Here is a 14,425-nt window from a genome sequence, read left to right as displayed (position 1 = left end):
CGGCCTGTTTTCAATTAATGCTGCATCGTTTTTTTCGAACTTAATTTGACTTTTGCTTCATCTATTTTGAGCTTCCGGAAGGCTGCCACCAGGAAAGGAACGCCGCAAATAGTGACAGCAGACAGGATTGCAAAAGTGAAAAACGGCTTTTCCGCTCCAAAGGCGTCCAGCAGCATTCCCCCCGCCCAAGGGCCGATCACGCTTCCCAGCTGGGTGAAGCCTATAGCCCCGAAGTAAGTGCCTTTCAGCTCAGGCCGGGCAATCCGGTCGACCAGTAAATCCATCATCGAAAAGAGAAGCACTTCCCCGATCGTAAACACGATAATGATCAAGACGATGGACCATAGATCGTGGAAAAACGAGAGGCTGAACAGGCTTCCGCTAATCAGCACATTTCCGGCAATCAGCGATAAAATCGGTGAAAACCGTTTGGCGATATGTACGATCGGGTACTGTACGACAAGCACGGCCAAGGCATTCAGCGTCAGCATCATACCGAACACTTTCGTCCCGTCTTCGATGAAACGGGCTGGCCGCCATGTATTGTGCGAGCGTGGATGTGAAGTGGGAATACCCGAATAAACAAAGAATCGAACCGATTAGTGTAATCGTAAATACCCGGTCTTTTTTTGTCACCTCCAGCGCGTCCCGCACTTTTATACGCTTATTCCGCTCAGTTGCCGGTACGGTGTGGTGTTTAAACTGAATGACCAGCACCGCCGCATAAATAAAATAAATGAAAGCCGCAATGAAAAACGGCAGCGTCGTTTTCGAAGATCCGAGGTACAGGCCTAAAAGCGGACCAAAGACGACGCCGAGGTTGATCGCGGTATAGCGGAGATTAAAGACGAAAAGGCGCGTTTCGGGTTTGGATACGTCTGAAAGCAGCGCTCTTGAAGTCGGTTCAAACAAAGCGCGGCATAATCCGTTTAAGGCATTCATGACAAAGAATGTCCAGACATGATCGGCGAGCGCGAAACCGGCGAACACGAATGTCCAGCCGAAAATCGAAACGAGCATGATGGTTTTCCGGCCGAACCTGTCTGATAAGTACCCGCCGTAAAAGCTTGCCGCAATTCCGATCAGAGAGCTCGCTGCAATAACGGCGCCGGCAAAGCCGGAAGAGGCGCCTTTCACTTGTGTCAAATAAATTGCTAAAAAAGGGATGCTCATGGCTGTGCCCATACGTCCGAAAATGGTTCCGACAATAATGGTCCAGCTGAGCGGGTGGATGTTCTGCCATTTTTGTTTCATGATAAACTCTCCGTTACGTTTTTATTTGTTTATCATACATGAAACAAATGGCGGTGAATAGAGGAATTTCTATATGCTGGGTGATCAAAAGGAGAACAAGCCTTGATTTGTGACATAATCATAGATGACATCTTCGATATGGGCATGCAGCCCCTCATTCGGTTCCTCGATCCGCCTTTCCTGCAAAGCCAGCTTCAGGATTTCTTTTTCGCCGGGGCTGAGCGGATCGGTTGCAACATTGCGTCCGTACTGCTTCAGCGCCTGTCCGAGCATTTTTTCAATCAGTTTCTCATCCATTTGTCTTTCTCCTTTAGGAGCGCTTTTTCTTTTATCTTACTAGGAAAAAACGAGGTTCTCAAGGGAGCTTTCAATTTGAGCCATTAAACCGGATGCGGCAGCATTCCGAACTGGAATGATCCGCCATGTCACCTTCTTTCCAAAGAAGGTGTTTTTTGTTGCTTTCAGCCAGGATTTTCTTTGGATAAAATTACGCCTGGAAATCGAACGTATATTCGGAGTATAGTATTCATACACTAATTGTGCGAACATCAGTTCTTTTTGGAGGGAGAGAGATGGATTACGGTCAATATCCGTCGCGTTCGGTTTTGTGCGTTGATATGCGGAGCTTTTATGCAAGCTGTGCCGCAGTCCTGCTCGGACTTGATCCGATGACTTGCCTGCTGGCGGTTGTCGGAAACACGGAGCGGCAGGGGAGCATCGTTCTCGCTGCTTCTCCGGCTCTGAAAAGAGAGTTCGGCGTGCAAACGGGAACAAGGCTTTATCAGCTGCCGGATGATCCGCGCATCAAGCTGGTCAATCCAAAGATGGGGCTGTTTGTCCGTGTTTCTACAGAGCTCACCCGGCTGTTCTGCCGCTATGTGCCGCCTGATGCCATTCATACGTACAGCGTGGATGAAAGCTTTATTCAGGTGGACGGTGTTGAGAGCATGTGGGGAGACGCCCGAACGATTGCGATGAAAATTCAAGATGATATGGAAAGGGAGTTTGGCCTTCCCTGTGCTGTCGGAATCGGACCGAATCTGCTGATGGCAAAGCTGTGCCTTGACCTTGAAGCGAAAAAATCAGCAGACGGAGTGGCCGTTTGGGGCTACGAAGACGTGAAAACGAAGCTGTGGCCGCTGTCTCCGCTGCGCCGCATGTGGGGAATCGGCTCCAGGCTGGAAAAGACGTTAAACCGGATGGGGATTTTTACAGTCGGTCAGCTGGCTCACTATGATCTCAAGCGGCTTGAGAAAACATTCGGGGTGATGGGAAACCAGCTCTATTATCACGCTTGGGGCATCGACCTTTCAGCGATCGGAGCGCCGCTCTTGGAGGGGCAGGTCAGCTATGGAAAAAGCCAGATTTTGCTTCGCGATTATCCGAATCCGGAGGAAGTCAAGCATGTCATTCTTGAAATGTGTGAAGAAGTAGCCAAAAGGGCGCGCGCCCACCGCCAGGCCGGCCGGACCGTCAGTCTTGGCGTCGAATACAGCCGCGATGAGCTTGGCGGCGGGTTTTACCGTTCAAAAACAATGGAAAGCCCTTCAAATGTCACCCTTGATCTCTACCATACATGTCTGGCATTGTTCGAGCGGTTTTATGCCGGCAAAACGGTTCGGAAAATTTCCGTCTCTTTTTCCAATATTCAAGACGACACCAATATGCAGCTTGATCTTTTTCGTCCCGATCAGGAAAAGAAGCGGCAGCTCGGGTACGTGATGGACGGCATCAGAGAACGGCACGGATCAACAGCGCTTTTGCGGGCTGTTTCCTATACAAACGCCGGGACGGCCCGGCTGCGGTCAAAATTGGTCGGAGGCCATCAGGCATAGAAAGGAGAATCATTTATGCTTCGCGACAGAGGCAGTATCAAATGGGTTTCCATGATGCTGCCTGAGCACGTGGAATTGCTCAGGGAATATCATGAAAGCCTTCAAAAACTCAAAAAACCGATCCTGGATGAACAAAAATATGAAGAATTTAATGAAATCATTTGTGAAGCGATGGCAGAAAACAGAATGTTGCAATTTGCCTATTATCGGCAGGGGGAAGTGAAAACACTGGCCGGCCGGATTCACTATGCCGACGCCCTGAAAAGGGAGCTGCGGATCGTAAGCCGGGCGGATGAAATATGCATTTTAAAGATGGAGGATATCATTGAGATTGAATACGATTGTCGTTTATAATAGAATCAGTATTCGGAGGTGGATAAAATGGTAAATGACATTCATTTGCCGACTGTAGCGTCTCATGCAAAGCCTGTTATCTTGAAAGGCGATACTTTGCATGAGGCGGGGTTATAAACAAATCGCCTAAAAAAAGCAAGGTATCATTTCTGATCATCCGGCTTTGCACCTTATTTTTAAATATAGATCCATAAATAAGGAGCTGGCAGAAATGAAGACACCTTTTATCAGAAATGACCAATATAATTTTATTAAGTTTCAAACGGACAGCCTTGTTCAGGGACATGCGAACATCAATGACGAAAACGTACTTGACGCTTTGAAATGCAATGCGCTCGATCAAGTGTTCAACCTGTTTCCTGATCTCAGCAGCGATCAAAAGTCTTTGCTGCAGAAGATGGCAGAAGTGGAAGACAGCGGTGAAGCGATGCGCTTTTTAGCCGAATTAAAGCCTCATGTCATTCCATTTCAGCGTATAACAGTAAAAACCGCTAAAAAGCTATTTTCTAAAGTGAAGAAGTTAAAGACGCCCGATTTTGAACAGATGGATTTCAGCGGATATTCCTACCTGGGATGGAATGATGCAGGATCAGGCAGAAAGTACATGATTGTGGATGCCGGCGGAAAGCTGACCGGAATACACGGCACCATCAAATCCAGCAATAAAAAAGGAATCTGCGCGATATGCAACAGGACCGAAGAGATCGGACTGTTCATGGCCCGGGTGAAAAGCGGGAAAGAAACCTATACAGACAGAGGCAATTATATTTGCTGTGACAGTGAAACATGCAATCAAAATGTGATGACGCTGGATCATCTGAACCATTTCGTCGCACAATTAACGAAAGAATAAACGAGAACCCCCCGGCTAAGCTTTAGCCGGGGGGTTTTATGATTTGGCTTTTAGCCTGCCTCTTTCGCAGCACTTCGCTCTCCGAAGAGACGGGTGGTCAGCCCGGGAACAGCCATACATAAGAATACGGAACGTCCAAGGCTGAATAAAAGAAAAGCGAGCCACAGCCCATGGTTTCCGAAAGCGGGCACAGCGGTAAAAAAGGCGGCCAGGAAGACGAGAACAGCCAAGAACATTGAATTTCTGACCGGGCCTATTTCAGTCGCTCCTGTAAAAATCCCGTAAAAAACGAGTCCGAAACTTGCGGCCAAAGGAAAGAGAGCGATCCAAATATCGTAGGTTTTCGCTGCTTCCAAAACGCTTTCAAGCGGTGTAAACAAGGGAAGGATTACACCTTTCAAAAGAAAGTAGCCGACTGAAAGCAGCGCGGCCGAGATCAGCGACCACTGGATCGAAAGGGAAAGCGTACGGGAATAAAGTTCCCGATCCATTCTTCCAACGGCTTTCCCGGCAAAAATGCTCGATGCATTGGCAAATCCGTCAAACACATAAGCCATCATATAATGAATTTGAATTAAGATCGCATTTGCGGCCAAAACTTCAGCGCCGAAGCCGGCTCCTTTAGCCGTAAACAAATTAAAAACCGTTAAAAGGCACAATGTCCGAATCAATAGATCGCGGTTGACAACCATCATTTTTTTAAACGGTTTCGGGTCGAACAAAACCTTGACGGACGGCAGCTTAAACCGCATGGCGGCATTCGTTTTCACAAGCCAGCAGCCGATCAGGCAGCCCGTCACTTCCGCAATCAAAGTGGCTAGAGCGATGCCGTATACTTCCATGTGAAAGACGTAGACAAAAACGATGTCAAGCACGATATTCAAGACGTTCATCGAAATCTGCAAAAGCAATGTCACTTTGATAAGGGACATTCCCATCAGCCAGCCGAGAATGCAATAGCTGATTAAAGCAAATGGAGCGCCCCAAATCCTCAGCGAAAAATACTGCGAGGCGAATTCAGCGGTATGGCGGTCAGGCTGTATCAGCGTCAGCGCTGCGTATTCAAGCGGTTTTTGCAAGAGAATGAACATCAGTCCGGCAAAAAACGCGATGCAAACAGGCCGGGCAAGAGCCAAAACGCTCTCTGATCTGTTTTGGGAGCCGAGCGACTGAGCAGCGAACCCCGATGTGCTCACCCGCAAAAAGCCGAGGAGCCAATACATCGTATTAAAAATCATCGTTCCGACTGCAACACCGCCGATGTAAGCAGGGGAGGAAAGCTGCCCGGCTACCGCCGTATCGACCGCCCCCAGCAAAGGAGTGGTGATCGTTGAAATGATCAGCGGAACGGCGAGTGCTAGATAATGTCTGTGATTCATCTCTTATGACCCCCCCTTAGGATTCAAACACCTGAAGCAGCTTTTTGGCATATGGGTGCCTTTCGGCAGAAAAAAGCTCTTCTTTTTTAAATTGATCGGCAATCTGCCCGTCTTTCATGACCATGATGCGATGGCTCATAAAGTGGACAGCGGCCAGATCATGGGAAATAAACAAATAGGAAAGCCCCATATCATCCTGCAAATCTTTGAGGAGGTCGAGGATCTTCGCCTGACTGGTGACATCCAGGCTTGCCGTAGGCTCATCAAAGATGATTAAAGACGGGTGAGTGCTGATGGCTCTGGCGATTAAGGCCCTTTGGAGCTGCCCGCCGCTTAATTCATGCGGATAGCGGTCAAGGAGGCTCGAGGGAAGGCCGACCATTGAGAACAGACGCTCAGCCGTCAGACGGCGGCTGCCTTGGAAGTCCTTTAAAAATGGCGGTATGTCTTGTTTGGAAACATCAAGCGGCTCCATAACTGAATCGATAATATTGAGCTTTGGATTCAATGATGCGGCCGGATTTTGAAAAACAGCCTGCAGCTTTCGGCGCAGTCTTCGGGTCTCTTTTTTGTTTATGCCGGGAAGCGGATGTTGATGAAGCCGAATCTCTCCGTGATCGATTTTTTCGAGCAGGAGAAGGCAGCGCGCGAGGGTGCTTTTCCCGCTGCCGCTCTCGCCGGCGAGCCCGAGGCATTCGCCTTTTCGAATGGAGAACGATACATTGTCAACCGCTTTGTGGCCGCAAGCGTAATGTTTTGTCAGATTGCTGACAAAAAGAACGGTTTCTGCTGAATGGGTCATCACGCACCTCCTGTTCCCGCCAGCGCCGCTTCCTTTGTTTCAGGCGCGGCTGTCAGCCTCGGCGGAGGATTTTTCAGCGGCGGGACGGCTGCGAATAAACGTCTTGTACATTCATGTACCGGTTGTCTGATTAAATCAGCGGTTAAGCCGCTTTCGACGATTTCTCCGTTTTGCATGACAGCGGTTTGATCGGCGTACCTTTTGACAAGCCGGAGGTCATGAGTGATAAAAAGGATGGCGCAGTTTGTTTTGGCGCGCATCACGGTGAGCTGTTGCAAGACGTCCGCGGCCGTGATGCTGTCTAAAGCCGTTGTCGGTTCGTCTGCGATGAGAAGCTTCGGGCGGAGCACCATCGCTTGAGCGATCGCGGCCCTTTGGAGCTGCCCGCCGCTCAATTGAAACGGGTAGCTTTCATATACTCTGTTTTCCGGCAGAGAAACCTCCCGAAAAGCGCGGAGAATCGCTTCTCTTCGCTTGTTTTTAGACCAATCGGTATGCGTTTTGACCATTTCGTCAATTTGTTTGCCGATCCGTATAAAAGGGGTGAATGCTCCGTGACAGTCCTGAAAAATACAGGCGATATCCTTTCCGCGCATGCGTCGGAGCGCTTTGCGGCCGGCTTGAAGCATCTGGCGGCCCTCAAATATCACATCTCCGCCGGACACCGTTAGTCCGTCCGGAAGCAGCCCGGCTATGGCCGAAGCGGTCAGGCTTTTTCCGCTGCCGCTTTCCCCGAGCAGCGCGAACCATTCCCCTTCATGGATCGAGAAGGAGGCATTTTTGACAATGGTGTGCTGTCGGGAGCTGATTGATAAGCCCTCAATGGATAACATCGGCATGCTAAGAAACTCCTTTCTTGTGTTTAACGTCAAACCTGTCCCTTAAACGATCACCGTACAGGTTGGACAACAGAACGATGAACATGATCGCAAGACCGGGAATCACCATAAGCTGAGGCGCATGCAAAAAGTAATGTTTTCCGTCATTCAGCATGGCGCCCCATTCCGGGTATGGAGGCTGAGCACCCAGTCCGATATAGGACAGGGCAGCAATCATTAACACCGTTTTTCCGATATCAAGTGTCGCAAGTACGGAAACGTTGCCGAGAACATGGGGCAGCAAGTGCTTTTTTAAAATCGCCCCGGAGCCTAAGCCCGTCAGCTCGGCCAAGGCGATGTAATCTTTTTGTTTTTCCGAAAACACCGTGCTGCGGACCAGCCTTGCATAGCCGACCCATTTGACAGCGACAACGGCTAATATTAAGTTCATCAGACCAGGGCCAAGCAAACCGCTTAAAACAATCGCGACAATATAGTCCGGAAACGCCATGACCGCGTCAACGATTCTCATGATCATCCGATCCAGCCGTCCGCCGAAAAAGCCGGAGACAAGCCCGACGGGAACGCCTATGAAAACGGAGATCAGAATCGCGGCCAAGGCGGTGCCGACCGTCGCTTTCGCACCGGCGATCATTCGGGAAAATATATCTCTGCCCAAATGGTCTGTCCCGAGCCAGTGCTGCAAGCTGATCGGCTGGAGACGGTTGGCCATATCTGTGCGGAGCGGATCGAACGGCAAAAAGAAGGGGACGGTGAACAGCGCCGCGGAAAACAGCAGCACGAACCACAGTCCTGTTTTGGTTCGGAATATAAGTTTGACGTTTTTTCTCATCGGCGTCCAGCCTCCTTTAAGCGAATTTCCGGATTGAGGTACCGATAGGAGAGGTCGACCAAAAGATTGATCAGGACAACCGTGATCCCCATGAAAAGAATGTACCCCTGAATGATCGGATAATCACGCTGAACGATGGCGTCAACGACAAGCTTGCCGACGCCGGGATATGCAAACAGGACTTCAATAATCACCGTGCCGCCGAGCAGGCTGCCGAGGCTGACCCCGAATATCGTGATGACAGGGACAAGACAGTGGCGAAACGCGTGAAAGAAGAAAATTCTCGCCTCGCTGATACCGCGCGCCCTGGCTGATCTGATGAAATCCTGACCAAGGCTTTCGATCAAGCTTGACCGTACAAGGCGGACATAAACGCCCGACATCGCGATCCCGAGCGTGAGAGAGGGGAGAATCAAATGTTTAAACGTTCCGGCTCCCATCGACGGCAGCCAATTCAGCCTGACGGAGAAGAGATCGATCAGTATCAATCCGAGCCAAAAGCTTGGGAGCGCGGCTCCCACTAAAGCGAGCAAGCGGCCGAGATGATCGATCCACCGATCCCGGTATAAAGCGGAAAGCGTTCCGACCGGCACGGCGATCAGCAGCATGACGAGAAGCGATGCGCCGGTCAGAAGCAATGTCGCCGGGAATTTCCGGCTGAGCTCGTCGATGACGGGTTCGTGTGTTGTATAGGATTTTCCCAAATCAAATTGGAAAAAGCGTTTAAACCAGTTCCAATATTGAATATAAACCGGTTTGTCCAAACCGAGCTCCTCTTTGAATGCCTCGATCTGCTCGTCTGTTACCGCTACATCATCTACGCGAAGCATCTGTTTCACCGGATCACCGGGAGCCGCTTTCATAAATACAAAGCTGATAAACGAAAGCAGGAATAAGAATAGAACCAGTTCAAACAGCCGCTTAGCGATCTGCTTCATTTCGTTTTCACATCCAAATCTTTCGTCAGCATATAATACTCACTTTTGCTCGTTTCCCAATTTAATACACCGTCTCGGTATGCCGTGATGTTTTCGGGAGTGACGATAAAAGAGTTCAATGTCTCCTTCTCGATCAATTCAGCTGCTTTTTTAGCAAGGCGGTCTCGCTTCTCTTTGTCGATTGTGCGGTTGAATTCCTCAATCCATTTGATCAAGGTTTGATTTTCGATGCCGCTGTAGTTTAAAGCGCCATTCGGCATATAGGCGGTGTTCAGCAAATAGCCGGCATCGCCTCTGGGCGCGGTCATCGAGCTGTATGTCGCCAAATCCCAATCATCGTTCTTCGCCAAATACTCATCGATATTTTCGACTTGTTGAATCTTAATCGAAATGCCCAGTTCCTTCGCATTTGATTCAAGAATTTGTGCGATTAAAGGCAATTCCGGACGAGACTGATAGGTTAGCAGTGTAAAAGATAAGGCTTGTCCGTCCTTCACGGCTTTGCCGTTTTCAAGCTCGTAGCCGGCTTTTTTCAGCTCAGCTTTTGCCGCTTCCAGTCCGCTCGGCTTTTGAACCGTACCGGCGGAAAACGGGAAATCCGCTAAGAAAGGTCCGTCTGCCGGCTGAGCATGCCCGTTCAAAATGCTTTCAGCGATTTCTTTGCGGTCCAGTAATGCGTCGAAGGCGCGGCGCAGGTGACGGTCAGCGAAATGATCCTTCTTTGTATTGTAGAGAATCTGGTGAACGCGCAAGCTCGGCACCGAATCAACGGTAATCGATGAATCTTTTTGAATTTGGTCAATATCCTCCACGCTCGGTCTGTAAATAATGTCGGCATCTTTTGATTGGAGAGCCATGACGCGGGCGTTTGCGTCTTCATTAAACGAAAATGTGACGTGCTTCAGCTTCGGTTTGCCGTCCCAATAATCGTCATACCGTTCTAACTCTATTTTATGGCCGGCCTCAAAAGAGGAAACTTGAAAAGGGCCCGTCCCAACGGGCTGTTGAGAAATGTTTGCTGCGCTGACGTCAATGATCGATGTGTTTGGATGAACCAATTCTGAAGGGAATTCGGGAAAAGGCTCCTTTGTTGTAATCGTCAATGTTTGTCCTGCAGCTTTGATTTCTTTAATTTTTAAGGCGTTATTCATCGCTTTGCTCTCGCGTATCGTCCGTTCTAAAGACGCTTTTACCGCTTTGGCATCCGCTTTTTTGCCATTTTGAAACGTCAGATTGTCTTTAAGGGTGAAGACCCATGTTTGTCCGTCTTTACTTTCCCAATCCTTGGCAAGCCAAGGTTCGATGGAAAGGTCAGCGCTGATTTTGACGAGCGTTTCGCTGATGCCGGCGCGGACAGCCGTATAATTGACATCGAGATTCGGGTCAAGGGTTTGACTTGGAATATTGAAAAGAAAGGTGAGTTTCTTCTCATCACCTTTCGCTGAGTCAGCGCCTCCGGCGGAGCAGGAAGCGAGAATGAAGAGAAAAACAATCGGTATGATCATGCGTTTTGCTATGTAAGCCATCGGTTAATACCCCCCAAGTAGTAATGATTTCGATTTATCTTCATTATCATAGGGGATATTTCCTTTGTTGTAAAGGAATGTTTGTTCGTGTTTGACTAAAGTGCGGGGACAAATTTTTCGGAGCCCGGCCAGCTTTTCCATATAAAATAGGTCTGCAAAAAAGAAAGCCCGAATAATTTGAAACAAGGGAGTTAATGGAACGATTTACAGGGGAAAAAAATATGCTGTTAATAAGATGTTCAAACAGCAAGTGAAAGGAGCCATAAAGCGATGATGATTACAGTAAAAATACGCCATACCGCTGAAACCGAAGGCACAGACATAGGTGACTTCACTCCTGCTGAACTCGAAAGCATCGTCCAGACGATCAGAAAATACGGAGCTTGGCTTTCACCTGATGCCGACGCAGATGATTATAAATTTACATTCCGAGACGCTAAATACAATCTCGAACAAAGAGTCTTTGAAATCATTGTGGAATAATCATATATCGACGGGGTTGACGGACACTGAATGAACGATCGGAAATGGCGTTTATTTAGAGTCCTTTTTATTTTTGCCGGGCGGGAAGACAGTCCCGATAAATGAGGAGGAGCCTTGAATAGATTTAGCTCTTCAAGGTTCCTTCACTTTTACTTCCCGTTGACGGTCAAACCGTCTTTAATCAAGGCATTCACTTTGCTGCTGAATAAAAGGCCGACATGGCTTACGCCTGAGATTTGCACATTGTTTGCACCATCAAGTTTGGAGAGGCTGTTTAAGACGATATAGTCGCTTGTGCTGTAAATCGAAGTGTATGAGATTTTGTCATTCGGAGCGATTCCCTGAGGCGCCGTGTTTGTAACCAGCCGGTTAGCACCCCCAAGGGTAACGACATGTCCGACTTTATCTGCTCCGTCCAGATTTTTAATATAATAGAGCGTATTGGCTCCGCCCATGCTGTGGGCGACAATATCGACTTTTGATGCTCCTGTTTGATTCAGCACATGCTTGATGTATTCGGATAATGTCGGCGCATTAATTTTATTATTTCCTGTTTTATCGATAAAGTTGATGGCGTAAAGCTCACTGCTTGTCCAGCCTTGAGATTGTAAATACGATTTAATGCCGATGAAGTTATAATTGGCTCCGCCGATGCCGTGAACCATGACGACCGGATTGTGGGAAGCGGCGGAAGCTGTTGAAGGCCGGCATGAAAATACGGACACAACAGACAGCATGCAAATCAATAGAATAGATAAAAATGAATGGCGACGCATTGTTTCTCCTCCTAAAAAAGTAATAAGTTCACAACAACGACAATTCTATAAAACGAACATATGAAAACGAAGTGTAAAATTATCTATTTTTTACACTCGGAAAAAGAGCAGTATATGAAACGGTTTTTTGCCGCTGGGCGCGCCGGTATCCTATGGGGCAAGGTGAGTGAAGCTTTTCAGGGAGATGGCAAATCGATTTGTGCTGTTGAATTAGAACTAAGAATTTACTCCCATTCATCTACTGACGTATTAAAATGGTAAATTGGGAGCGGGAAACGGTATAATAAGGAAGCATATCCATTGCTTAGTTGCAGAACATTTGTGCCGATGGTCAGGTATAATGTTGAAAGGAGAGGTTAGATTTTGATGAAAACATGGGCATTGAAAACAATGTGCCTGTGCTCTCATGTGCAGTTTTTTTCCGACTGCAAAGCGGTCCGCTGCATATCAACAAAGTGTTGATTGCTTATCAGCGGAAAACGGGATTTTCGTAAAAAAAAGACGTTTCGAATGATGACAGACCGGATCAGGATCAAGTCCTGTTTACCAAAGGGGGATGAACATGATTTCAAAAACGCCGGAGCCGCCGTATTACGCAGTGATTTTCACATCGGTCAGAACGAACGGGGATCATGGCTACAAAGAGACGGCTGCGAACATGCTAAAGCTTGCCGCAGCACAGCCAGGCTTTTTAGGAGCAGAAAGCGCAAGGGACATGAACGGAAAAGGAATAACGGTTTCCTATTGGGAAAGCCTTGAGGCGATTGAAAAATGGAAGTTTCACAGCGAACACCGGCAGGCGAAGGAAAAAGGCCGAACAAAATGGTATTCTGACTTTGCCGTGCGGGTTGCAAAAGTTGAAGCCGCAAGGATTTCGGAGCGGCCCGGCCGGCCCCCGTCAGATGGCACCGGCGGGGAGGAAATGCAATGATTCAATTGTTAAATCATAAAGACCCGCACACGGCCCGCTGCATTGTAAATGTTCAAAGGCCGGCTTATGAAAAAGAAGCGGAGATTATTCAATTTCAGGGCATTCCGCAGCTGAATGAAACAGCTTTTGATGTGATGGATTCCCGTGAAACTTTCATCGGCTGGTTTGAGGGAGGAGAATTAGCCGGAATCGCTTCCTTTATACATACAGCCGAAAAGCTGACGATCTGCAGGCTGGCCGTTCTTCCCGTCCATTTTCGAAAAGGGATTGCGATGGCATTGCTTCGTTATCTGTTGATGGAGAAGGAAGCCGAAGCGTTTGAAGTGACGACGGGAGCGGAGAATGAACCGGCAAAAGCGCTATATCAGAAATTGGGATTTTCCGAGATTGAGCAGTATGAACCTGAAAAAGGAATTGTTCTTTCAAGACTGACGCTGAATGCGCCGAGAAAGGTTAAAGTCGTCTCCTATCAAGAGGAGTGGAAGGGCGAATTTTTCAAAGAAAAAAAGCAGCTTGAAGCGCTTTTCCAGAATGAAGTCTTGCATATTCACCACATTGGAAGCACGTCAATTCCGGGGATGAGCGCCAAGCCTGTCATTGATATCCTGATCGAAGTAAACGATCTCGGCTCCGCAGCCCGCTTCGAAAAGGGGATGAAAATGCTCGGCTATGAATCGAAGGGGGAAAACGGAATTCCGGGGAGAAGGTTCTTTCAAAAAGGAGGACGGAAGCGTACACACCATGTCCATCTGTATGAAAGCGGGCATCCCGATATCAGGCGGCATCTCGCGTTTCGGGATTATTTAATCTCGCATCCGGAGCGGGCCGAAGAATATGCTGCTCTGAAGATGAAGCTGGCGGAGATGTTTCCGCTTGACATGGCGGGCTATGTTGACGGCAAAAACGGCTGGATAAAAGAGACTGAGCGCTTGGCTGAACAATGGGAAAAGGCAGGGGAGGACAGGTAAAGCCCCCTCCTGTTTCAGGCTCTGACACAAGAGTCAAACGTTCCTTTGTGGCTTCCGTCACAGTAAGGCATTTTCAGCGATTTTCCGCATCTGCAGAGCGAAAAAGCGGGTTTTTCAGGGAACGGGTTTCCTTCCATATCGATCAGTTCGACGTCTCCCGTGACCCGGAAACCGCCGTTGTCCATCACTTTAATCTGCACTTTTTTGGGCATCATTCCACCTCCGAATCCCTTCATATTTATGCCTGACAGTCGGAAACGATGCGCTTTTTCCCGCTCCTGTGGTACAATGTCCGTAAACGAAATAGAGAAGGATGATATCATGCAGCTTGAAATCACTGCACAGGCAAAACAAGCCATTCAACGGGCAACAGAGCCTTATCCTGATAAAAAGATCCAGCTTCGCTATGATTCCGAGGGCTGCGGATGCGCGGTCAGCGGCGTGCCGGTTCTGTGGCTGACGGACGAATTATCGGGAAGTTGCGAGCCCCTTGAGACAAACGGGCTTCCGATTTATATTCAGTCATCGCAAAAAGTCTTTTTTGATGAAGCGATGACCATCGACTATTATGAGAAAGCGGGTGCCTTGATGCTGAAAAGTCCGGCACAGGTGCTTTCTCCCAGAATGAGTATTTTAGTGAAATAGGGTGGCGTTC

16 protein-coding genes and 1 pseudogene are annotated in these 14,425 nt (G+C 48.4%); 7 read left to right on the top strand and 10 right to left on the bottom strand.

Features of this window, described 5'->3' with window-relative positions; genetic code table 11:
- Nucleotides 1-14: 14 nt before the first annotated feature.
- A pseudogene (locus MHB72_RS13420) lies at nucleotides 15-1,254 on the bottom strand (MDR family MFS transporter).
- A gap of 84 nt (nucleotides 1,255-1,338) precedes the next feature.
- Nucleotides 1,339-1,551, bottom strand: coding sequence for a YqzH family protein (locus MHB72_RS13415; protein ID WP_023855954.1), 213 nt, complete (start codon nucleotides 1,549-1,551; stop codon nucleotides 1,339-1,341).
- 275 nt (nucleotides 1,552-1,826) lie between these two features.
- Between MHB72_RS13415 and MHB72_RS13410 the strand changes: the two genes are divergently transcribed.
- The 3 genes from MHB72_RS13410 (at nucleotide 1,827) to MHB72_RS13400 (ending at nucleotide 4,296) form a co-directional block, all read left to right on the top strand.
- A complete protein-coding gene (locus MHB72_RS13410; protein ID WP_195258087.1) occupies nucleotides 1,827-3,089 on the top strand; it encodes a Y-family DNA polymerase in 1,263 nt (420 codons plus the stop codon).
- 15 nt (nucleotides 3,090-3,104) lie between these two features.
- A complete protein-coding gene (locus MHB72_RS13405; protein ID WP_020452064.1) occupies nucleotides 3,105-3,443 on the top strand; it encodes a YolD-like family protein in 339 nt (112 codons plus the stop codon).
- Between the two features lie 211 nt (nucleotides 3,444-3,654).
- Nucleotides 3,655-4,296: a FusB/FusC family EF-G-binding protein gene (locus MHB72_RS13400; RefSeq protein WP_020452063.1), complete on the top strand. Its 642-nt coding sequence runs from the start codon at nucleotides 3,655-3,657 to the stop codon at nucleotides 4,294-4,296.
- A gap of 50 nt (nucleotides 4,297-4,346) precedes the next feature.
- Here the strand turns inward: MHB72_RS13400 and MHB72_RS13395 are convergent, their stop codons facing one another.
- The 6 genes from MHB72_RS13395 to nikA are packed head-to-tail and all read right to left on the bottom strand — an operon-like array spanning nucleotide 4,347 to nucleotide 10,612.
- On the bottom strand, nucleotides 4,347-5,675 hold the full coding sequence (locus MHB72_RS13395; protein WP_075754060.1) for an MATE family efflux transporter: 1,329 nt from the start codon (nucleotides 5,673-5,675) through the stop codon (nucleotides 4,347-4,349).
- 16 nt (nucleotides 5,676-5,691) lie between these two features.
- A complete protein-coding gene (locus MHB72_RS13390) occupies nucleotides 5,692-6,477 on the bottom strand; it encodes an ABC transporter ATP-binding protein (protein WP_020452061.1) in 786 nt (261 codons plus the stop codon).
- On the bottom strand, nucleotides 6,477-7,316 hold the full coding sequence (locus MHB72_RS13385; protein ID WP_075754062.1) for an ATP-binding cassette domain-containing protein: 840 nt from the start codon (nucleotides 7,314-7,316) through the stop codon (nucleotides 6,477-6,479). The genes MHB72_RS13390 and MHB72_RS13385 overlap by 1 nt, the downstream gene beginning before the upstream one ends.
- Nucleotide 7,317: 1 nt before the next feature.
- On the bottom strand, nucleotides 7,318-8,148 hold the full coding sequence (gene nikC, locus MHB72_RS13380; protein WP_020452059.1) for a nickel transporter permease: 831 nt from the start codon (nucleotides 8,146-8,148) through the stop codon (nucleotides 7,318-7,320).
- Nucleotides 8,145-9,086 (bottom strand): nickel ABC transporter permease, encoded by a 942-nt coding sequence (gene nikB, locus MHB72_RS13375; protein ID WP_020452058.1) that lies wholly within the window; start codon nucleotides 9,084-9,086, stop codon nucleotides 8,145-8,147. Before nikB ends, nikC begins: the two co-directional genes overlap by 4 nt.
- Nucleotides 9,083-10,612, bottom strand: coding sequence for a nickel ABC transporter substrate-binding protein (gene nikA, locus MHB72_RS13370; RefSeq protein ID WP_026579342.1), 1,530 nt, complete (start codon nucleotides 10,610-10,612; stop codon nucleotides 9,083-9,085). The genes nikB and nikA overlap by 4 nt, the downstream gene beginning before the upstream one ends.
- Nucleotides 10,613-10,882: 270 nt before the next feature.
- Between nikA and MHB72_RS13365 the strand changes: the two genes are divergently transcribed.
- Entirely contained in the window at nucleotides 10,883-11,095 is a 213-nt protein-coding gene (locus MHB72_RS13365; RefSeq protein ID WP_216920135.1) for a hypothetical protein, read from the top strand.
- 149 nt (nucleotides 11,096-11,244) lie between these two features.
- Here MHB72_RS13365 and MHB72_RS13360 read toward each other — a convergent pair whose 3' ends face one another.
- On the bottom strand, nucleotides 11,245-11,871 hold the full coding sequence (locus MHB72_RS13360) for an esterase/lipase family protein (RefSeq protein WP_043054382.1): 627 nt from the start codon (nucleotides 11,869-11,871) through the stop codon (nucleotides 11,245-11,247).
- 556 nt (nucleotides 11,872-12,427) lie between these two features.
- Between MHB72_RS13360 and MHB72_RS13355 the strand changes: the two genes are divergently transcribed.
- Nucleotides 12,428-12,802, top strand: coding sequence for an antibiotic biosynthesis monooxygenase family protein (locus MHB72_RS13355; RefSeq protein ID WP_223254782.1), 375 nt, complete (start codon nucleotides 12,428-12,430; stop codon nucleotides 12,800-12,802).
- Nucleotides 12,799-13,770: a bifunctional GNAT family N-acetyltransferase/GrpB family protein gene (locus MHB72_RS13350; RefSeq protein WP_216920137.1), complete on the top strand. Its 972-nt coding sequence runs from the start codon at nucleotides 12,799-12,801 to the stop codon at nucleotides 13,768-13,770. Before MHB72_RS13355 ends, MHB72_RS13350 begins: the two co-directional genes overlap by 4 nt.
- A 14-nt stretch (nucleotides 13,771-13,784) precedes the next feature.
- Here MHB72_RS13350 and MHB72_RS13345 read toward each other — a convergent pair whose 3' ends face one another.
- Nucleotides 13,785-13,982 (bottom strand): CDGSH iron-sulfur domain-containing protein, encoded by a 198-nt coding sequence (locus tag MHB72_RS13345; RefSeq protein ID WP_043054379.1) that lies wholly within the window; start codon nucleotides 13,980-13,982, stop codon nucleotides 13,785-13,787.
- 109 nt (nucleotides 13,983-14,091) lie between these two features.
- Here MHB72_RS13345 and MHB72_RS13340 point away from each other — a divergent pair, with 109 nt between their 5' ends.
- The gene (locus MHB72_RS13340) at nucleotides 14,092-14,415 is read left to right on the top strand and encodes an iron-sulfur cluster biosynthesis family protein (protein WP_020452052.1); all 324 of its coding nucleotides are present in this window, start codon (nucleotides 14,092-14,094) and stop codon (nucleotides 14,413-14,415) included.
- Nucleotides 14,416-14,425: the final 10 nt, after the last annotated feature.

The sequence above is a fragment of the Bacillus sp. FSL K6-1284 genome, assembly GCF_038002625.1.
Classification (GTDB): domain Bacteria; phylum Bacillota; class Bacilli; order Bacillales; family Bacillaceae; genus Bacillus; species Bacillus paralicheniformis.
This window is presented reverse-complemented; position numbering and strand designations above follow the sequence as displayed.